This window comes from Dyella sp. AD56, from assembly GCF_002878475.1.
Classification (GTDB): Bacteria; Pseudomonadota; Gammaproteobacteria; order Xanthomonadales; family Rhodanobacteraceae; genus Dyella.
In genome coordinates, this window is record NZ_NRDP01000015.1 from 171,762 (window position 1) to 191,839 (window position 20,078).

Annotated in this window: 16 protein-coding genes; 8 read left to right on the forward strand and 8 right to left on the reverse strand. The window is 63.0% G+C overall.

Annotation, left to right across the window (positions count from 1 at the left end):
- Window positions 1-26: 26 nt before the first annotated feature.
- Entirely contained in the window at window positions 27-785 is a 759-nt protein-coding gene (locus tag DyAD56_RS11760; RefSeq protein ID WP_102302953.1) for a hypothetical protein, read from the reverse strand.
- 188 nt (window positions 786-973) lie between these two features.
- Window positions 974-1,600: a threonine export protein RhtC gene (rhtC, locus tag DyAD56_RS11765; protein WP_102302954.1), complete on the reverse strand. Its 627-nt coding sequence runs from the start codon at window positions 1,598-1,600 to the stop codon at window positions 974-976.
- A 225-nt stretch (window positions 1,601-1,825) separates the two neighbouring features.
- On the opposite strand from rhtC, the gene DyAD56_RS11770 reads away from it, so the two are divergent.
- Window positions 1,826-3,088, forward strand: a complete 1,263-nt coding sequence (locus DyAD56_RS11770; protein WP_102302955.1) for a nucleoside permease — start codon at window positions 1,826-1,828, stop codon at window positions 3,086-3,088.
- On the opposite strand, the gene DyAD56_RS11775 is transcribed toward DyAD56_RS11770, so the two are convergent.
- Complete coding sequence (locus tag DyAD56_RS11775) at window positions 3,085-3,669, reverse strand: flagellar basal body-associated protein FliL (protein ID WP_199178950.1); 585 nt, start codon at window positions 3,667-3,669, stop codon at window positions 3,085-3,087. The two genes, DyAD56_RS11770 and DyAD56_RS11775, sit on opposite strands and share 4 nt — an antisense overlap.
- 106 nt (window positions 3,670-3,775) lie before the next feature.
- Here DyAD56_RS11775 and dusB point away from each other — a divergent pair, with 106 nt between their 5' ends.
- The gene (gene dusB, locus DyAD56_RS11780; protein WP_102302956.1) at window positions 3,776-4,762 is read left to right on the forward strand and encodes a tRNA dihydrouridine synthase DusB; all 987 of its coding nucleotides are present in this window, start codon (window positions 3,776-3,778) and stop codon (window positions 4,760-4,762) included.
- Between the two features lie 43 nt (window positions 4,763-4,805).
- Here dusB and DyAD56_RS24510 read toward each other — a convergent pair whose 3' ends face one another.
- Window positions 4,806-5,075 (reverse strand): hypothetical protein, encoded by a 270-nt coding sequence (locus tag DyAD56_RS24510; protein ID WP_343125302.1) that lies wholly within the window; start codon window positions 5,073-5,075, stop codon window positions 4,806-4,808.
- Between the two features lie 5 nt (window positions 5,076-5,080).
- Entirely contained in the window at window positions 5,081-5,764 is a 684-nt protein-coding gene (locus DyAD56_RS11785) for a hypothetical protein (RefSeq protein ID WP_343125303.1), read from the reverse strand.
- Between the two features lie 217 nt (window positions 5,765-5,981).
- Here DyAD56_RS11785 and DyAD56_RS11790 point away from each other — a divergent pair, with 217 nt between their 5' ends.
- Both DyAD56_RS11790 and DyAD56_RS11795 read left to right on the forward strand, forming a co-directional pair.
- The gene (locus DyAD56_RS11790) at window positions 5,982-6,905 is read left to right on the forward strand and encodes an alpha/beta hydrolase (protein WP_102302994.1); all 924 of its coding nucleotides are present in this window, start codon (window positions 5,982-5,984) and stop codon (window positions 6,903-6,905) included.
- A gap of 84 nt (window positions 6,906-6,989) precedes the next feature.
- Window positions 6,990-7,811, forward strand: coding sequence for a class I SAM-dependent methyltransferase (locus tag DyAD56_RS11795; protein ID WP_102302995.1), 822 nt, complete (start codon window positions 6,990-6,992; stop codon window positions 7,809-7,811).
- Here the strand turns inward: DyAD56_RS11795 and DyAD56_RS11800 are convergent.
- On the reverse strand, window positions 7,805-8,500 hold the full coding sequence (locus DyAD56_RS11800; RefSeq protein ID WP_102302957.1) for an SGNH/GDSL hydrolase family protein: 696 nt from the start codon (window positions 8,498-8,500) through the stop codon (window positions 7,805-7,807). The two genes, DyAD56_RS11795 and DyAD56_RS11800, sit on opposite strands and share 7 nt — an antisense overlap.
- Before the next feature lie 180 nt (window positions 8,501-8,680).
- Here DyAD56_RS11800 and DyAD56_RS11805 point away from each other — a divergent pair, with 180 nt between their 5' ends.
- Window positions 8,681-10,510: an FAD-binding oxidoreductase gene (locus DyAD56_RS11805; RefSeq protein ID WP_102302958.1), complete on the forward strand. Its 1,830-nt coding sequence runs from the start codon at window positions 8,681-8,683 to the stop codon at window positions 10,508-10,510.
- A 261-nt stretch (window positions 10,511-10,771) separates the two neighbouring features.
- Window positions 10,772-11,971 carry a methionine adenosyltransferase gene (gene metK, locus DyAD56_RS11810; RefSeq protein WP_102302959.1) on the forward strand — a complete coding sequence of 400 codons (1,200 nt, stop codon included), beginning with the start codon at window positions 10,772-10,774 and terminating at the stop codon, window positions 11,969-11,971.
- A gap of 179 nt (window positions 11,972-12,150) precedes the next feature.
- Here the strand turns inward: metK and DyAD56_RS11815 are convergent, their stop codons facing one another.
- On the reverse strand, window positions 12,151-13,272 hold the full coding sequence (locus tag DyAD56_RS11815; RefSeq protein ID WP_102302960.1) for a D-alanyl-D-alanine carboxypeptidase family protein: 1,122 nt from the start codon (window positions 13,270-13,272) through the stop codon (window positions 12,151-12,153).
- 388 nt (window positions 13,273-13,660) lie between these two features.
- Here DyAD56_RS11815 and DyAD56_RS11820 point away from each other — a divergent pair, with 388 nt between their 5' ends.
- The gene (locus tag DyAD56_RS11820) at window positions 13,661-15,535 is read left to right on the forward strand and encodes an ATP-binding cassette domain-containing protein (protein ID WP_102302961.1); all 1,875 of its coding nucleotides are present in this window, start codon (window positions 13,661-13,663) and stop codon (window positions 15,533-15,535) included.
- Between the two features lie 201 nt (window positions 15,536-15,736).
- Entirely contained in the window at window positions 15,737-19,024 is a 3,288-nt protein-coding gene (locus tag DyAD56_RS11825) for a VIT domain-containing protein (RefSeq protein ID WP_158241320.1), read from the forward strand.
- A 62-nt stretch (window positions 19,025-19,086) separates the two neighbouring features.
- On the opposite strand, the gene DyAD56_RS11830 is transcribed toward DyAD56_RS11825, so the two are convergent.
- Window positions 19,087-20,046 carry a glutathione S-transferase family protein gene (locus tag DyAD56_RS11830; RefSeq protein WP_158241321.1) on the reverse strand — a complete coding sequence of 320 codons (960 nt, stop codon included), beginning with the start codon at window positions 20,044-20,046 and terminating at the stop codon, window positions 19,087-19,089.
- Between the last annotated feature and the right edge of the window lie 32 nt (window positions 20,047-20,078).

A 20,078-nucleotide genomic window follows, 5' to 3' on the forward strand; every position in this document is an offset into this window, starting at 1 on the left:
TCAAAAGTAGCGCGGGCGTTTCGCGCTCAATCTCCCGCAGGCAACACGTATGCGAAAGCCTTGGGATCGAACTTCACCTGGAACGTTTTGACGGTTGCACCGCCCTTGGTCTTGGTCACATCGAGCGGAAACATGCCCGACCCAGCCGGAGCAGAGGCAACCTTGACGTTGTATTCGACGTCCTGCGCGGATTCCTTAACCTGGGGAATCTTGCTGACGTCGACAAAGCCACCCTTGTGCGCCATCACGATGTTGTAGTCAGCGACGACGGTGCCCTGCCACACCCCGCCACTGATGAACAACCAACCGGCATCGCCTTGTTGGCTCAAGGTGACGAAATCCGCCTTGTTGCAGCCGCAATAACCGTTGGAACCAAACTCCATGGCGTTATCGAGCGACTGATAGGTCCACTGCCCCTTCGCATCGATCCGCACGGCGAAAGCGCCCATCAGGCCGGGATCGACATGACCGTAGTTATAGCGATCGTCGTCGTGGATGTCATACCGATTGGCGGCGTAGACGTAGAGCAACTTGCCCTTTGCCGTATCCACCATCTGTGGCTTGCCCGCACTCATGCAATACGTCAACGCATTCCCCTGCTCGGAGGTATGCGCAAAGGTCCAGCATGCGTGCTTGCTGTCGTACTGGGTGCCGTACTGGTCTTCCATCACCGCTTTGACGATGGCATTCACGTCTGGGGATGGCGCATCGGCGCGGGCAACGGCGACATGGCCGGCCATCAGCAGCGAAAAGGCGAGGGCGCCTGTGATCGCGTATTTCTCCATGAGCATCTCCATGCATGGGACGGCCGCGCCCCCTTGCACGCGCCGGTGCGGTACCACCGCACCGGCCGAGTGTACATGGCATCTATGCGCCGAAATCGCGACGCAGGTCGGACTCGTTGCGCCCGTTCATCACGAATCGATGCTTTTGCCGGGCTCTGTCACGGGGTGCAAGCGTGCCCGCCGAAAGATCAGAGCGCGCGCTTGGCAAAGATCAGGTGCAACCCGAACGCCACGAACACAGCACCGGCAAAACCGTCGATCCAGCGTGAGAGTTTCAGGTAACCGCGGCGCATCGCCGGCAGGGCGAACACGCCAGCGACCAACGAAAACCACAAGAGCGTTTCCACGATAACGAGCGTCCACAGCCCCCAGCGCGTGGCGGCATCGACACGATCACCCAGGAAGGCGGAGAACACGCTGCCGAAGTAGATCACCACTTTGGGGTTGGACAGGTTGGTGAGCAGGCCAGCACGCAAGGTGGCCCAATCGCTTTGCTGCAGAACCTGCACGGGCTCGCCCTGCGTGGTCGGCGCCTTGAGCGCGCCGCGCAGCATCTTCAGGCCCATCCACAGGAGGTAAAGGCCACCGGCGACCGCGATCAAGCGCTCCAGCCAGGCCAGCCGCTGCAGCACCAATTGAAGACCCGCCAGCGCCAACGCCGACCACACGACGACGCCAAGGGTGATGCCGACAACGCCGAACATGGCCTGTCGCCGCGAGCGGCTCACGGCGGTCTGCGACACGAAGAAAAAGTCCGGGCCCGGGCTCGATAGGGCCACCAGATGCACCAACGCAATGGTCAGAAACAGGCTCACAAGGCTCTCCTGGGGAAATCGGACCGCAGTATTTCGCGGCGGCGCAGCTTGTCGCCACTGCGGCGGTCCTCTAGTCTGGCCGCTATTTTGGCACGGTCCGGGCTTGTCCCAGGCCGTCTGCAGGGGATCATTGGCTCGCCCAACCAGGCCCGGCCCGTACCCGGCCTGCGGGCACGAGCGCGCCGTCCCTTTGTCCACCACCGTTTGATACACACGAATACGCTGATGAACCTGCGACTGCGCCTGACCGCCATGAACTTCCTGCAGTACTACGTGTGGGGGTCGTGGCTCATCACTATCGGCGCGTACTGGTTCCAGACCAAGCACTGGTCGGGCGCGCAGTTCGGCGCGATCTTCTCGACGATGGGCATCGCCTCACTGTTCATGCCGTCGATTGCGGGTGTGATCGCGGACAAGTACATCAATGCGGAGAAGCTCTACGGCATCTTCCATATCTGTGGCGCCGCCATCCTGTGTGCCGTCCCGATGATCCAGTCGCCCGGCCTGATGTTCTGGGTGATGCTGATCAACATGATGTTCTATATGCCGACCATCTCGCTCGCCATCGCGGTGGCCTACAACGCGCTCAAGAGCGACGGCAAGGATGTGGTGCGTGACTATCCGCCGATCCGCGTGTGGGGCACGGTGGGCTTTATCGCCGCGCTGTGGACGGTGAGCCTGCTACGCCTGGAAACCTCGTCGGGCCAGTTCTATGTAGCCGCAGCCGCCGCGCTGGTGCTGGGCCTCTACGCGTTCACGCTGCCGCCCTGCCCGCCGCGTTTCCAGCGCAAGGAAAATCAGTCGTGGCTGGATACGTTCGGCCTGACCTCGTTCAAACTGTTCCGTGACGCGCGCATGGCGGTGTTCTTCCTGTTTGCCATGTTGCTGGGCGCGTCGCTGCAGCTCACTAATGCCTATGGCGATACGTTCCTGCACGACTTCGCGCAGATGGATGAGTACAAGGATCTGGTGGCGGTGCGTTACCCCGCCATCATCATGTCCATCTCGCAGATCTCCGAAACGCTGTTCATCCTGGCCATTCCGTTCTTCCTGCGTCGCTTCGGCATCAAGACCGTGATGCTGATCAGCATGCTGGCATGGACACTGCGCTTTGGCCTGTTTGCCTACGGCAACCCGGGATCGGGGCTATGGATGATCGTGATGTCATGCATCGTGTACGGCATGGCATTCGACTTCTTCAATATCTCCGGCTCGCTGTTTGTGGAAGGCCAGAGCGATCCGTCGATCCGCGCCAGCGCGCAGGGCCTGTTCATGCTGATGACCAACGGCATCGGCGCGGTGCTAGGCAGCTCGATCAGTGGCCTGGTGATCGAGGCGTTCTTTACCCATCCGGACCAGAGCAAAGACTGGCACGGCATCTGGATGACCTTCGCGACCTATTCGCTGATCGTGGCCGTGCTGTTCTTGGTGCTGTTCCGCCACAAGCACGACCGCGCCCGCCTCGAGAACGCAGCCATCGCGCACTAATTGCCGTCACCGGGCAGCAAGTGCTCCACAACCACGCCGCTACGCGATGGGTCGATGTCGCCGTGATGGTCGAAGTGGAGCACTACTACCCAATCGTAGACGTCTTCCGGCCATGACTTGCGACCGGTGATCTTGCCGGCCTTGCCGCCCAGTGCGTCGATCAGCTTGTCGATGTGGCCGTGGTGCCAGGCGATCAGCAAAACATTGGCATGGTTGTCCTCGCGCAACGAACGTGCGAGATCATCCACCTGCTCATCCGCATACAGTTGCTCAATGGGCAGCCCCAAGCGCTGCGACAAGGGCGTGAGCGTGAGTCGCGGACGGACGCTTTCCTTGCTGTCTCGGGTAGCGATCAGGCGCTGCGGCAGCAGGCTTTCGCCTTGCCCGCGCCAGGGATCGAAATAAGTAGCGTAAGCGGCTGCCCGCTGCTCACCGCGCGGGCTCAAGCCATCGCCCTGCTCCGCTTTTTCCGCATGCCGCACGATCAACACGGTGGCATCGCGCAGCCCCTTGTCGTCATGGTGCGCCAGCGCGATGGCCGGCAGGCAGCAAAGGACGAGGAAAAACCTTCGTATAAACATGCGGATAGCGCCCTCCGAAAGGAGTGCTGACGCTAGCACGCTCCCCCTGAGCGGAGCCATGAATCCGCCCCGAGAGGGCATTCCCGACAGCCGGTACAATAGGCGGATGCAGATCGGCCCTTACCGCATCGACCCGCCCGTAGTGCTCGCACCCATGGCCGGCGTCACCGACAAGCCTTTCCGCCTGCTGTGCAAGCGGCTGGGCGCGGGTTTGGCCGTCTCGGAAATGACCAACGCCGATCCGCGCCTGTGGCAGACGCGCAAGTCGCGCCAGCGCATGGACCACGCCGGCGAGCCCGAGCCCGTCAGCGTGCAGATCGCCGGCTACGATCCCGCCATGTTGGCTGAGGCCGCGCGCTACAACGCGGACAACGGTGCGCAGATCATCGATATCAACATGGGTTGCCCGGCCAAGAAGGTCTGCAACGTGTGGTCTGGCTCGGCGCTGCTGCAAGACGAGCCGCTGGTGGCACGCATTGTGAAAGCCGTGGTGGACGCGGTGGACGTACCGGTAACGCTGAAGATCCGCACCGGCTGGGACCGCCAGAACAAGAACGCACTCACCATCGCGAAAATCGCCGAGGACGCCGGCATCGCCGCGCTCGCCGTGCACGGCCGCACGCGCGCCGACAAGTACGAAGGCGAGGCGGAATACGACACCATCGCCGCCGTGAAGGCCAGCGTACGCATTCCGATCTTCGCCAATGGCGATGTGGCATCGCCGCAGCAAGCGAAACACGTGCTCGACGCGACCGGCGCTGATGCGGTGATGGTGGGCCGCGGTGCGCAAGGTCGCCCCTGGATCTTCCGCGAGATCACCCATTACCTCGCGACCGGCGAAACGCTGCCGGAGCCGACGCCAGCCGAAGTGTGCGAGATCCTCGTGCACCATCTGGAACATCTCTACGCCTTTTACGGCGAGCTGCAGGGCGTGCGCATCGCGCGCAAGCACCTGGGCTGGTACGCAAAGGATCGTCCGGAGAACGCCGCGTTCCGCGACGTAGTGAATCGCGCGGAGAACGCGCAGGACCAGTTGCGCCTCACGCGCGATTATTTCGACAGCCTGCAGAACGGCGTGCGCCTCGCCGCCTGATCGCAGATGCCGGGCCGCCTCGCGGCGACCCGGCATACAACGATTACTTGGACAGTTCCAACAGGGTGGACGACACCCAGCCCTTGTTGCCCAGTTCGTCTTCCACTTCCCACATGGCGCCCTGCTTGTTGCCGGTGGGGTAAAGCATCATGCCCGGATCAAGCGTGCGTACCGCCGCGCCGCCGGTGGCGGTGGCGAGCAGACGGCCCGGCTTGAGCATGGTCACGGCCTGCTGTGCATTCGACTGGGCCGCGTTGGACGGCAGCGAACCGATCTGGGCCACCAGCTTGTTGAAGGCCTGCAGGTACGCCATGGTGATCACCTGGCCGACCTCGGTATTCGCGTAGCCACCCACGCCCGCGCCACCCACGCCGCTAGCGCCCCACAGGGCGCGCCGGCGCCAAAGCCAATATCGTTCTTCTTGGCGCTACCGTCTGCGGTAGCTACTTGCTCGGACGAACGCACGTCGGTGAGCGTTAGCACGACGTCCGCCGTCTTGCTGGAGACACTGATGTTGCCTGCGAGGCGACCGACCTTACTGCCACCCAGCAAACCACCGAGCACGCTACCCACCGACGTGCCACCCGCGTCCTTGTTGCTCGAGATCAGATCGGGTACCAGCACGTAATCGGCCGCTTTGATCTGGCCTTTGCCCACGTTGGAACGCACGCGCAGGTCGCCGTTAGCGGCCAGGTCGCGTTCCTGCTGGGCCATCGCCATGCCGGCGCCGCGATCGACCAAGGTAAAGCAGCCGGACTTGGCCACGAACACCTTGATCAGCTTGGTGGGGGCGGGCAGTTGACGCTCGCTCCACCAGTCCACGCCGCGCTCGGGCTCTTCCACCGCCAGCGTGCCGAGCTTCGTCGTACAGGTGGGAATCTGCGTCATCTGCTCGGCGCGCTGATCTTGGGCGCTCTCCGCATGGGCCGACATCGATACGGCCACGATGAGCGCCACGCTCCATGCTCCGCCCTTGATGGCGGCCTTCCTACAAAAATCCATTCGCCCCTTCCTTCTTGATGAAATTAACTCACCCGCCTGATGGCGAGGCCCCTACAAACTTGAGAACGTTCCCAGCCTGAGGGCCATAGCAGTAGCGGCGGATATCGCAAAAACATGTAGGCGAATTCCTACAATCCCGAAGAACCCTGCGGCCGACGCAAACCCCTGCGGGGCTCTTCAAGGCATCATGACCACGCCGCCCGCCACGCCACGCCCCATGCGTCTTTCGTTTTTGTTCCGGCCCCTGCCCTTGCGGTCGTTGAGCCGGGCATTGCTGCTCACCTCCGCCTTGCTGCTGGCAGGCTGTGAGGCAACGCTGTTCGCGGGACTCAACACCACCGATCAGCATCGGGCCATCACCACGCGCCAGGACATCGTGTTCGACAGCGAGCACGGGCTAGCCCTGGACGTGTACATGCCAGCGCACGCGACGCACGCACCGGTGGTGGTGTTCTTCTACGGTGGCACCTGGGTGCGTGGCGAACGCGCGTGGTACCGCTTCGTGGGCACGGCGCTCGCTGCGCAAGGTGTGGTGACGGTCATCCCCGACTACCGCAAGTACCCCGGGGTGAAGCTCGACGGTTTCATGCGGGACGCGGCGAGTGCCGTCGCCTGGGCACATGCGCACGCTGCCGAACTGGGCGGCGCGCCCGACGATGTCTTCGTCATGGGCCATTCCGCTGGCGGCCAGATCGCCGCCCTGCTGGCCACTGATCCGGAATGGCTGGGGGCCCATGGGCTGAAACCCGCCGACCTCGCGGGCCTGATCGGCCTGGCCGGCTGCTATGACTTCGTGCCGGTGCCGCAGGACGACCCCATCATGCTCGGCGTGTTCGGCGCGACGCCTGCGCAACAGCGACGGGGCCAGCCGGTCTCCTACGTGCGTGGCGCCGAGCCGCCCATGTTGTTGCTGCAAGGCACGGACGACGACGAGGTGGAGCCCTCCAACGCGATTTCGCTCTATCGCGCCACGCAAACTGTCCATGGGGATAGCACCCTGCGAACCTACCCCGGCATCGGGCACGAGGCCCTGCTATTCGCGCTGTCTCGACCCATGCGGAATGCCGCGCCGACGCTGCACGACGTGCTGGCCTTCATTCAATCGCACCTGCAAGCCATCCCAGTGGCCAGCACGCCCTAAAAGCTGCGGCGACCTTCTCTAAACGCTGACCGGCGTAGCGTGCGGAGTACTCCCAGCCACCCCAGGGCCACTGCCGTGAACAGCATCGTCACGGGTGAATTCCCCTATATCCACGGCTTTTCTTCAGAAGAACAGTCACGCCTGATGCGCCAGGCGCGCATGTTCGAAGCCACCCTGTTCAGCCGCATCGACTACAGCGAAGCCTCGCGCCTGCTCGAAGTCGGTTGCGGCGTAGGGGCGCAGACGGAAATCCTGTTGCGCCGGTTTCCCAACCTGCACGTGACCGGTGTCGACCGCTCCGCCGCGCAGCTTTCAGCAGCGGAGCAGAACCTCGCCGCCACCGCCTGGTGTACGGCGCGTTATAGCCTGCAACTGGCCGACGCCACCGACCTGCCTTTCGCCGATCGCAGCTTTGACGCGGCCTATCTGTGCTGGGTGTTGGAACACATGCCGAGCCCAGCACGGGTGCTGAGCGAGCTGCGCCGAGTGTTGAGCCCCGGTGCGGTCATCTACGTTACCGAAGTGCTCAACTCGTCGTTCTTCCTCGATCCGTATTCGCCGAACCTGCTGCGCTACTGGCTGGCCTTCAACGATCATCAGTACGACAACGGCGGTGATCCGTTTATCGGAGCCAAGCTGGGCAACCTGCTGCTAGCCGGCGGCTACCGCGACGTGCAGACCGAGGTGAAGAACTTCCACCTGGATAACCGCCAGCCAGGCAAGCGCAAACAGATGATCGAGTTCTGGGAAGAACTGCTGGTGTCGGCCGCCGACCAGTTGATAGCCTCCGGCAAGGTGGACACCGCAACGGTCGAAGGCATGCGCAGGGAACTGCAAGCCGTGCGCAACGATCCGAATGCGGTGTTCTTCTTCGCCTTCGTGCAGGCGCGGGCACTGGTTTACTGAGGTTGCTTCGACACGAAGCCGTAGTCCGCCAATACTGGCTTCAACGCAGCGATCCACAGCGCATAGCCGGCTGGCTGCATATGCAGACCATCCGGACGGAACAGCTCTGGGCGCAGCTTGCCTTGCGCGTCGAGCATGGCGGGGGCGACGTCCACGAAACGGATGCTTTTCTGCGTGGCGGCCCAGTCGCGGATCTTGTCATTGGCCGCCTTCATGGTCGGCCACAGCGCGAGACGCGCAAGGCTCGGCTTGATGGAGACATAGACAATGGGTACGCCGGGCACGCCTTCGCGGGCACGGGCGACGAACGACTGGAACGAGGCCAGCACCCGGTCGGACGAGGCGCCGTCGTTGATGTCGTTATCGCCGGCGTACATCACGATCAGGCTCGGCTTGTATGGCCACACGATGCGGTCCGCGTAATAGGTGGAGTCCGTTAGCGCCGAGCCACCGAAGCCACGGTTGATCACCGGAATCCCCGGAAAGTCCTCCGCGAGCGACTTCCAGAACTGAATCGACGAACTGCCGATGAACAGCACGCCGTGCCGCGCCGGCGGATGCGTGTGGTCGCTCGCTTCGAAGGCGGCAATGTCCGGCTGCCAGTGCGAGGGCGGCGCGCCATCCGCGTGAGTGATGGCTGAGGCCACCAGAGACGTCAGCAAGCATGCCAGCCAGGTCAGTCGCTTCATCCGCTCGCTCCTACGTGAGGTGGGGAGCGTTCGATTATGGGTGTCTCGGCAGGCATGTCCAACGACGGTCCCTGTTGCCTGTCCGCTCGTCCCAAAACAACGGCGATTCATCACCTTGCGCTTGTTCCCTGGTGCAGCCGGGGCAGAGTGGGGGCATCCATCACCCTCCCGGAGTCCACCATGCATCGTCGCGATTTGCTCAAGGCCGCCCTTACGCTCCCCTTGCTGCCACTGGCGTTCTCGCCGATCCGGGCCCGCGCATTGGGAGCCCATGCCTCTATCACCGGGCTGCGCTCGCGGGTGCGACCCGGTGATCCCGGCTGGCCCACGGCGGCGAAATGGGAGCAGCTCAAGGATGCGGTGGGTGGCCGACTGCAAGCGCTGCACTCACCCTTCGAGGGCTGCAGCGCGCAGAACGCGGCGTGTCAGGAGGCGCTCGCGCAGATCAAGAATCCGTTCTACCTCGGCGACCAACCGGCGCTCACGCAAACCAGTGGCTGGGTTGATGCGTGGACCTCGCACCCCAGCGCCTACGCGGTGGCCGTGGAGAACACGCAGGATGTCGTCGCCGCCGTGAACTTCGCTCGTAAGCACCATCTGCGATTGGTGGTGAAAGGCGGTGGCCACAGTTATCAGGGTACGTCTGCCGCTCCGGATTCACTGCTGATCTGGACGCGCCACATGAATGCCGTGAGCCTGCACGACGCCTTCGTTCCGCAAGGTTGCGAAGGCAAACAAGCGCCGGTCCCCGCTGTCTCGGTGCAAGCCGGCGCCATGTGGATCGACGCCTACAACGCAGTGACTACAAAGGGTGGCCGCTATGTACAGGGCGGCGGCTGTACCACCGTGGGCGTGGCCGGGCTCGTGCAAAGCGGTGGCTTCGGCAGTTTCTCCAAGAATTTCGGCAGCGCGTCGAGCAACCTGCTGGAAGCGGAAGTCGTGACAGCGGACGGCAAGGTCCACGTGGTCAACCCGAGCCAGGATCCGGAGTTGTTCTGGGGCATCAAGGGCGGCGGCGGCGGTAGCTTGGGCGTGGTGACGCGGCTGACGCTGCGCACGCACGAACTACCGGAAACGTTTGGCGCTGTGTTTGGCTCGATCAAGGCCGACTCCGACGAGGCCTACCGCGCCCTTCTTGCCTTCACCATGCGCTTCTATCGCGATGCCCTGTTCAATCCCCACTGGGGCGAGCAGATCAACTTCCGTGGCAATAACCTGGTGAAGCTCTCCATGGTGTTCCAGGGCCTCAACAAACAGGAGGCCGAGAAGGTGTGGGCTCCCTATCTCGCCGCCGTGCGCGCACGCGCCGATTGGCACATCCACGATGACGTGCAGATCGTCGCACTGCCCGCCCGCCATTTCTGGGATGCCGATTTCTTCCGCGCACATGCACCCGACTTCATCGTGTCTGACCGCCGTCCGGGCGCGCCGAGCGATCACATACTGTGGGCTGGCGACGAGGGGCAAGTCGGCCAGTTCATCCACGGCTACCGTTCCGGCTGGCTGCCGCAGTCATTGCTGGACCAACGGCAACTGGACGCACTGGTCGACGCGATGTTCGCGGCCACGCGCCGTTGGGGTTTCTCATTCCACTTCAACAAGGGGCTGGCAGGCGCGCCGGCTGATGCCATCGCGCGTTCACGCGACACGGCCATGAATCCCGGCGCGATGGATGCCTTCGCGCTCGTCATCACGGGCGGCGAGAGCGAGCCGGCCTTTCCCGGCATGCCCGGCGCCGAGCCGAACCTGGACAAGGCGCGTGACGAAAAGGCACGCATCGACCAATGCATGGACGCCCTGCTGAAGGTCGCGCCGCGCGCCGGCTCCTATGTCTCTGAGAGCGACTACTTCGAACGCGATTGGCAGACCTCGTTCTGGGGCGCGAACTACCCACGCCTGGCCGCTGCCAAACGCCACTACGACCCGGACGGGCTGTTCTTCGTGCGCCATGGTGTGGGTGGCGAGGACTGGAGCGACGACGGCTTCACCCGCCTGCGGCGAGACGCCTGACCCGGGCGTCCGAACTCCTGCCCATCGGGCAGATCCTGCGACATCCTTGGGGTATCCTGACCGCTCGCGCTGCCGCTCCCTGAGCGGCTTTAGCGCCTCCGGCACAGCCCCGGAAGAGAGCCAGAAAGCCGTCCAAATGGCTGAATCGGCATGAAATCGTCATCTCCGCACCCCATGCTGAGGCTGCAAACCCGAGGGAGGCCGTGTATCATGCGGCACCCTCTTTCATCTCTTCATCCGTAAGGAAGGATATAACCCGCGATGAGTAACTTCCTCTTCACCTCCGAGTCGGTCTCCGAAGGCCATCCGGACAAAGTCGCCGACCAGATCTCCGATGCCGTCCTCGATGCGATCATCGCGCAGGATCCGCGTGCGCGCGTGGCCTGCGAAACGATGGTGAAGACAGGCGTCGCGATCGTCGCCGGTGAGATCACCACCAGCGCCTGGATCGACCTGGAAGCACTGACCCGCAAGGTCATCACCGACATCGGTTATGACTCCTCCGACGTCGGTTTCGACGGCGAGACCTGCGGCGTGCTGAACCTGATCGGCAAGCAGTCGCCGGACATCAACCAGGGCGTGGACCGCAAGAAGCCGGAAGAACAGGGCGCTGGCGACCAGGGCCTGATGTTCGGCTACGCGACCAACGAAACCAAGGACTACATGCCGGCGGCGATCTACTACTCGCATCGCCTCGTCGAGCAGCAGGCCAAGGTCCGCAAGAAGAAGAACTCGCCGCTGCCGTGGCTGCGTCCGGACGCCAAGAGCCAGGTCACCCTGCGCTACGAGAACGGTGAAGCCACCGCCATCGACGCTGTGGTGCTGTCGACCCAGCACGATCCGAGCGTGAAGCAGAAGGACCTCGTCGAGGCCGTGCGCGAGCACATCCTCAAGCCCGTGCTGCCGGCGAAGCTGCTGCACAAGGCCACCAAGTTCCACATCAACCCGACTGGCAAGTTCGTCATCGGTGGCCCGGTGGGCGACTGCGGCCTGACCGGCCGCAAGATCATCGTCGACACCTACGGCGGCTGGGCCCGTCACGGTGGTGGCGCGTTCTCGGGCAAGGATCCGTCCAAGGTGGACCGTTCGGCCGCCTATGCTGCCCGCTACGTGGCCAAGAACATCGTGGCCGCCGGCATCGCCGACCGTTGCGAAGTGCAGGTGAGCTACGCCATCGGCGTGGCCGAGCCGACCTCCATCTCGGTCACCACCTTCGGCACCGGCAAGATCGCCGACGAGAAGATCGAGAAGCTGATCCGCAAGCACTTCGACCTGCGCCCGTACGGCATCATCAAGATGCTCGACTTGGTGCATCCGATGTACCAGCAGACGGCGAGCTACGGTCACTTCGGCCGTACCCCGCAGGAAGTGAAGGGTCCGGACGGCAAGACCTACACCACGTTCTCGTGGGAAAAGACGGACAAGGCCGAAGCGCTGCGCGCCGATGCCAAGCTGAAGTAAGCCACGCTTGCTTCGCTACGAGAACGGGCCGCGCAAGCGGCCCGTTTTTTGTTGTGGAACGTACCTTTTCCCCTCTCCCCTCCGGGCGACCCGAAGGTAGTCCGGAGGGGAGAGGGCGCAAAGCAAAAACGGGCCGCTTGCGCGGCCCGTTTTCATCAATCCTGCTGCAACCACCGAACTCACTTGTCCGGCGAAGCCCCTGCCGAAGCTACCTTCTGGCCTGCGGCGGCCTTGGTGCGCGTGGTGGATGCCGGACACGTGGCACCCTTCTTTTTCTTTGAGCACGTCGCCGCACTGGCGACCGCTTCTGTCTTGGCGCCGCGGCGATGGTGGCGGCGCGATGTCGACGAAGCGTCTGCGACGGCCGTCGCCTTGGTGGCTACGCCACCCTTGGTCGTACGGCGGGCCTTGGTGCTGGCAACGGCGGTAGCAGCGGGCCTTTCGCCTGCCTGGGCCACCAGCTCTGCCGGCGTTTCCTGGTTATCAAAGCCGTCGTCGAGCAGGCGCGCCATCAACTTGTCGCGCGAACCCGCGGTGCGTCCGCCCATCACCACGGAGAACAGGCGGTGGCCATCCTTCACGGCGGTGGAAGCCAGATTGAAGCCCGATGCGTTGGTGAAGCCGGTCTTCAGACCGTCCATGCCCGGGTACTTGTCCATCAGATTGTTGTGGCCACGCACCAGCCGGCCGCGGAACATGAAGTCCTTGGTCGAGAAGTAGTGCGAGTACTGCGGGAAGTTGTGATACAGCGCCATGGCCAGCTTGCTCATGTCGCGAGCGGTGGTGCTGTCTTCCGGGTCGGGCAGGCCCGACGCGTTGGCGAAGTGGGTGTTGCTCATGCCCAGCAGCTGAGCTTGGGCATTCATCATTTCGACGAAGTGACTTTCGGAACCACCAAGACCTTCGGCGACGACGGTGGCGGCGTCGTTGGCGGACTTGGTGATCATGCCGAGCACGCAGTCTTCGACCGTGATGGTCTGACCATTGCGCAGGTCCAGCTTGGTCGGCGCCTTGGCCGCTGCCCACGAGGACACAGGCAGTTCCTGGTCCATCTTGAGCGTACCGTTCTGGATCGCCTGGAAGGCGAGGTACAGCGTCATCATCTTGGCCAGCGACGCCGGATGGTTCGGCTCGTCCGCATTGACTGCAGTGATGACCTGGCCATCGGCATCATTGATGACGATGGCGGCATAGCCGGCATGGGCCACGCTCGCGAAACTGCCTGCGACGCTCACGAGCAGTGCAAGCAGGCCTTGGCGCCAGGTTGCCCCCCTGGCCGGCGTGTTGGACTTGATAGCCACCCGATTCCTCGCTTCGCCGCCGTTTTATCCGACGTTACAAACCCTGAACTGCAACGTCATCGCCACAGGCCCAGACAATACTTGAATTAGGTCACATAAGTCCATGTTTCCATGGACGATAAAATCATAACGGCGCCGCTGGCGCCGTCGTAACGCAAATTTCACCGTGAAGGCTTTGTCTACGTGTCAAGCGAGTGTGCCTTCAAACGAGGTAGGGGAAAAGCTCTTTTTTCTGAAAATCGCCACATTTTTGTCAGAAAAAGCAATGGCCTCGCCACCTCTTTCCTGACAACGCATCCCATCCTAAATCCCTATCGGCCGCACGCTGCCGAGATTGAATCTGCCACCAACGGATCGGCCTAGGCGTCATATCGCCTAAAATGTCCGGATGTCCCTTATCCAACTCCAGCGCGTCGACTTCAGCATCGGCGGCCCTCTTCTGCTCGAACACGTCGACCTCTCCATCGAGGCGAACGAGCGCGTGTGCATCGTCGGTCGTAACGGCGAAGGCAAATCCACCTTGATGAAACTCATCGCCGGCGACCTCAAGTCCGACGATGGCGAAGTACGTGTGCAGACGGGCGTCGTCGTTGCACGCATGGCTCAGGAGGTGCCGCAAGATACCGCCGGCAGCGTGTTCGATGTCGTCGCACAAGGCCTTGGCGATCTTGGCCAATTGCTCGCGCGCTATCACCACCTACTCGCCGAAGGCGACATGGATGCACTCGGCGATGTGCAGGAGCAGATCGAAGCGCAACACGGCTGGGATCTCGACCGCCGCGTCACTGACGTGTTGACCCGACTCGAGCTTCCGGGCGATACCGATTTCGCCGCATTGTCCGGCGGCATGAAGCGCCGCGTGCTGCTTGCGCAGGCACTGGTACGCAAACCCGACGTGCTGCTGCTCGACGAGCCCACCAACCATCTCGACATCGAAGCCATCGGCTGGCTGGAAAACTTCCTGCGCCAGTTCGAAGGCAGCATCGTGTTCGTCACGCATGACCGCAGCTTTCTCCGCGCACTCGCCACACGCATCGTCGAGATCGATCGCGGCCAGCTCACCGACTGGCCGGGCGACTACGACAACTACCTGCGCCGCCGCGAAGAACGCCTGCATGCCCAAGCACAGGCGAACGCGCTGTTCGACAAAAAGCTCGCGCAGGAAGAAGTGTGGATTCGCCAGGGCATCAAGGCACGCCGCACGCGCAACGAAGGACGCGTGCGCGCACTCAAGGCGTTGCGCGTCGAACGCGGGGAGCGCCGCGAGCTTTCCGGCAACGTGAAGATGACGCTTGCCACCGCACAAGCGTCCGGCAAGAAGGTGATCGACCTGGAACACGTGCACCAAGCCTACGGCGGGCGCGTGCTGATCGAAAACCTGAGCACCACCATCATGCGCGGTGATCGCGTGGGCATCATCGGCCCGAACGGTGCCGGCAAGAGCACACTCTTGAAGATCATGCTGGGCGAACTCAAGCCGGAGCGCGGCCACGCCACGCTCGGCACCGGCATCCAGATCGCCTACTTCGACCAGCACCGCGTGCAGCTCAACGACCAGCTCAACGCGCTGGACAACGTGGCCGAAGGACGCGAGTACATCGAGCTCAACGGTACGCGCAAGCACATCATCGGCTACCTGCAGGATTTCCTGTTTTCGCCGGAGCGTGCGCGTGCACCGATCACGCGACTGTCCGGCGGCGAACGCAATCGTCTACTGCTGGCCAAGCTGTTCGCACAGCCGTCCAACCTGCTGGTGATGGACGAACCGACCAACGACCTCGACGTGGAAACCCTGGAGCTGCTCGAAGAACTGCTCACCGAATACCAGGGCACGTTGCTGTTGGTGTCACATGACCGCGAGTTCCTCGACAACGTTGTGTCGAGCACACTGGTGCTCGAGGGCCACGGCAGGATTGGCGAGTACGTGGGTGGCTATACCGACTGGCTCCGCCAGCGGCCCGCCGCGATGGCGGCCGCGTCCAAGCCGGCGGAGGACAAGAACATCACCGCACAAGCGGCGACACTTGCCCCGGTTGCAGAAGCGAAGCGCAAGCTCAGCTACAAAGAAGCGCGCGAATTGGAACAACTACCCGGCCGCATCGAAGTACTGGAAACAGATATCGCCGCGCGCACCGAGGCGATGAACGATGCCGAGTTCTTCCGCCAGGACAACGCCACCGTGCTGAAGGCCAACGAGGCGCTGGCGAAGCTACAGAGCGAACTGGACACGGCGTACGCCCGTTGGGCTGAACTCGACGGCTGACGCCGGTCGTCCCGCCACCAAGGACGCGTCTCAAGGATAGGACGCGTCCCAGGGGCCAGAGAGGCGTCGTCTAGCAAGATGCGCCTCCTTAGGCCGAAGTCGCTGGCCTGGATGGAATGGCACCCACCGGCTTAACCCCTTTTCACCGCTCGCTCCGTTTCAACCGATATGCCCCTTCGGCTGTCACCCTCGGAGTTGATCATGCAGACATGGAAGCTGTTCGTCCTCGGTACTCTGCTGGCCTGCGGTGCGCAGGCCAACGCGCAAGACCTCACCACCCGCCGCCCCATCCCTCCGCGACCACCCCAGATCTGGCTCGACCCGAGTCAGGGCAAGCTGCAGCCTATCCAGCTGCAAGACGTGGCCATCGACGTGAAGGTCCATGGCTTCATGGCCAGTACCACGATGGAGCTGAGCTTCTTCAACCCGAACGGGCGCGTGCTGGAAGGCGAATTGGTGTTTCCACTGGCGGACGGACAGAGCGTGAGCGGTTACGCGCTGGAGGTAAACGGCGCCTTACGCCAGGGCGTCGTGGTGGAAAAGGAAACCGCGCGTGTAGCCTACGAGGCCACCACCCGTGGCGGCATCGATCCGGGCCTTGCCGAGCTGACGCAGGGCAACGTGTTTCGTACGCGGCTGTATCCGATTCCCGCACACGGCATCAAGCGCGTGTCCGTGTCGTTCGATCAGCCGCTGCTCGATGTGGCGAACCAGTGGCGCTATGTACTGCCCTTGCAGTTCGCGCAGACCATTCGCGATTTCCGAGTGAACGCGCAGGTGTTGCGTGGTGATATGCCGGCTACCGGCGATGCGGCATCCGGCGCGCTGGATTTCACGCAGTGGCAGAACAACTATGTCGCCAAGCTAGCGCGCCACGACTATCGTCCGGAGCGCGAGCTGAGCTTCGCCATTCCCAAACCCGCACAGGCCGGCACGATATTCGCCGTGCAGGACATGCTCGATCCTTCGTGGCGCACCTTTACCGCACAGGTGCCTGCCACGCAGCCGTCCAGGCCCGCTCCCGCAGCTCCGCATCGCATCGCGCTCTACTACGACGCCTCCGGCAGTGCGCAAGGACGTGACAGACCACGAGAGCTGGACGCGCTGACGGCGTGGCTTAGTCAGCTCGGCAACGTGCAGGTGGACCTTATCGCCTTCCGTAACGATGCGGACCCGGCACGCAGTTTCCCGATCCGCAACGGTGACACGCGCGCATTGCGCCAAGCCATCGAGGCTTTGCCGCTGGATGGTGGCAGCTCCTACGGAGCAATCCGTCCTGACGCGAACACCCACCCCGACCTTGTGCTGGTGATGGGCGATGGCCTGAGCAACTTCGGCACCAGTGAACCTCAACTAGACCAGGCGAGCGGAACCTCTCCGCGCGTGATGGTGCTGCATGCAGCCCAGATGGCTGACGGTGCCGCGTTGTCCCGGCTCGCGCTGGCCCACGATGGGCAGGTGGTGAATCTGCTGCAGACTACGCAGGACGACTCGCTACGCGAGCTCAATCACCTTCCCTGGTTGCTGCAGCAGGTGCGTGTCGTCTCAGGCGAATGCCGTGATCTCACGCCCGCCCTGCCAACATCCGCCGAGAACGCGATCGTGATCTCTGGCCGTTGCCATGGCCAGGCGACGCTGGATCTGACCTTCGGCGACGCGGCCGGCGCCACCGCACACCAGCAACTGCGCATTGATGACACAAGTCTGCTTGACCCAGCGGAGGGCGACTTCGTCCAGCGCGCCTGGGCGAACGCGCGCATCGCCGATCTACAGGCCACCGCCCATCCTGACGACGCGGCCATCACCGCGCTCGCCAAGCGCTACGGCATCGTTACCACCAACACGTCGATGCTTGTGCTGGATCGCATCGAAGACTACGTGCACTACGGCGTCGAGCCGCGCGAACCGGAACTACTGGCGCAATACCGCCAGTGGCAGGCCACGCACCCCAAAACCAACACCACGCAGGACACAGAGCAGGCACACCGGGAACAGGTCGCGAAGCAATGGGCCGATTTCCGCCAGTGGCACGATGAGCAACATCCCTGGCTGGAAACCGTGCTCGTGCCCACGGCGGATGCCGAAATAGTGCGCTGGCGCGCACTCGATTCGCACAAGCAAACGCAGGTGGCCCTGGCCGAAGCCAAGGCTATCGCCACCCAGGCGCATGCATTGCAACAGCACTGGCTGAAAGACGGCGCCAGCGATGCCACGCGTAAACCATGGGAGCACTCCGCATCGTTACTGATGCTCAAGCTCGATGCCTTGCGCATGCAGCGGCTAGCTTTGGCGCCCGATTCGGACAACGTCGATGCGAGCATGGCCTCACATGAATCCGCCCGCCGGCAAGCCACGCCTGTACCGAGCGTAGTGGAGAGCAGCGCTTCTCCCATGCCCCCACCGCCGCCTGCACAACCATCCATGCCCGCACCCGCACCCATGATGAGCGCGATGGCCGAACCGATGGCTGGACTACAGGTGGCGGACGCAGCCCATAAGGCAGCCTCCACCCGACCCGCCGACGCAGGAACAGGAACAGGAACAGGAACCGCGTCGATCCAATTGCAACCCGCCACCTCCGACAAACCCTATATGGCTCGCCTGCGCGCAGCGGCCGATCCGTATACCGCCTACCTCAGCGAACGCGAGGCTTACGCCAAGTCGCCATCGTTCTACCTCGACTGCGCGGACTACCTTCGCGACAAGGCCAAACAACCGCGGTTGGCGCTGCGCGTGCTATCCAACCTGGCGGAGATCGACATAGACAATGCACCACTCCTGCGCATCCTTGCCTATCGCCTGGAGCAGTGGGAACGCTTTGAACTGGCCGTGCCGCTGTTCGAACAGGCGCTGCACCTGCGCGGCGAGGAACCGCAGAGCTATCGTGACCTTGGCCTGGCGCTGTCACGCCAGCCAACGCCGGACTATGCACGTGCCTCGCAGTTGCTGTGGCATGTCGTCGACCATGCCTGGGATGCGCGCTTCCCCGAGGTGGAAACGATTGCCCTGCATGAACTCAACGACGTGTTGATGCGTGCCCCCGCTAAAGAGCGAGCCGCATTGACCCAACAGCTAGCTCACGACGGCGCCAGCGACGACATGCTCAAGCCGTTGCCCGTGCAACTGCGCGTGGCCCTCACGTGGGATGCCGACAACACCGACGTCGATCTGTGGGTGATTGATCCGACCGGCGAAGTGGCGATCTACAGCCACAATCGCACGCAGATTGGCGGCCACTTGAGTCGTGACTTCACCCAGGGCTACGGCCCGGAGGTCTACACGATCCATCGCCCTATCCCCGGCACCTATATCGTCAAGGCCCATTACTTCGGCAACCACCAGCAGAAGCTTGCAGGTGATGTCACCGTCCAGGCCGAATTCCTTACCCAGTTCGATACCGGCGAGAGCAAGCGCATGGCCACCACTCGACGGCTGGAAGATCAGAAGGAACTGATCGAGATCGGACGCTTCCAGGTCGGGGCACCATAAGTGCCGATGACAAACGTGCCGACGACGGGTGACTCCGTCGTCGGCATACGACCAAGATGAACTTATGCTTCGAGATAAGGTGCTGGCGAGTAGACCTGCTTGCCGACGCCACTGAACCAACGCAACTTCAGATAACCCGGCCAAGCCTTAAACAAACTGAGCCCATTCACCGAATGCTGGTCATTGGCCGCCACTGCTCGTGAGCGTTCCGCATCCGCCGCCGTGGTCGAAGGCGTCTCCATCCAACTCACGCGTCCCCGCATCGCACCACTGCGTTGCCGCTGTGCCTCGATCATGGTTTCGTATGGATAGGCCGCGTCCCGGCCGTGGCTGCGAAAGAGGCGTTGTTGCCATACAAACAGCCCCTGCAAACGCGGATGATGGCTGAAGTGAGGGACGATCCGCAGCGGCCGCAACAGCGAGGCCAATGTGATATCTACGGCGCTCAGCTTTTCGCCCATCACGTAGGCGTTGCGCTCAAGCATCTGAGCAAGCGGCAACAGCAAGTTCTCCAACCGCTCGTAGATCCGATCCTGTCGATTGCGGTCGAAGCGAAAGCGCTTGGTCAGCATCATGCCGAGCACCGGTGCAGCCAGGGAGCGCCATACGGGACGCGCGAACAAGCCACCGAATGGTTGGGTCATGAACAGGCGTGGCAGTGCGTCCGGGCACTCCATAATCAATTGCGTATAGCCCAGCCGACGTGCCTGCAGGCCTAGCGTGGAGTCGAGACGTAGCATCCATTGCCAGGCTTCTTCGCGCGCAACCGGGTCCGCAGGCAACAGCGGTTGCTCGGGATAGGCCTCATCCAGATAACGAAGGATGGGTGACGAATCACTCAGCGCCACACCCGTCGATGCATCATGAATGAGTGGCACCGTCTGCGCGCACGGGAAACGACTCATCTCCTGCTTCTTGTAGGCCACGATATCAATAGCCCGCCACGCGAGACCCTTGAAATCCAGCGCCCACCGCACCTTCTCCACATAGTGCGACCACCGCAACTGATATAGCTCGATCATCGATGCCACCTTCCACTGGAAGGCATGACATG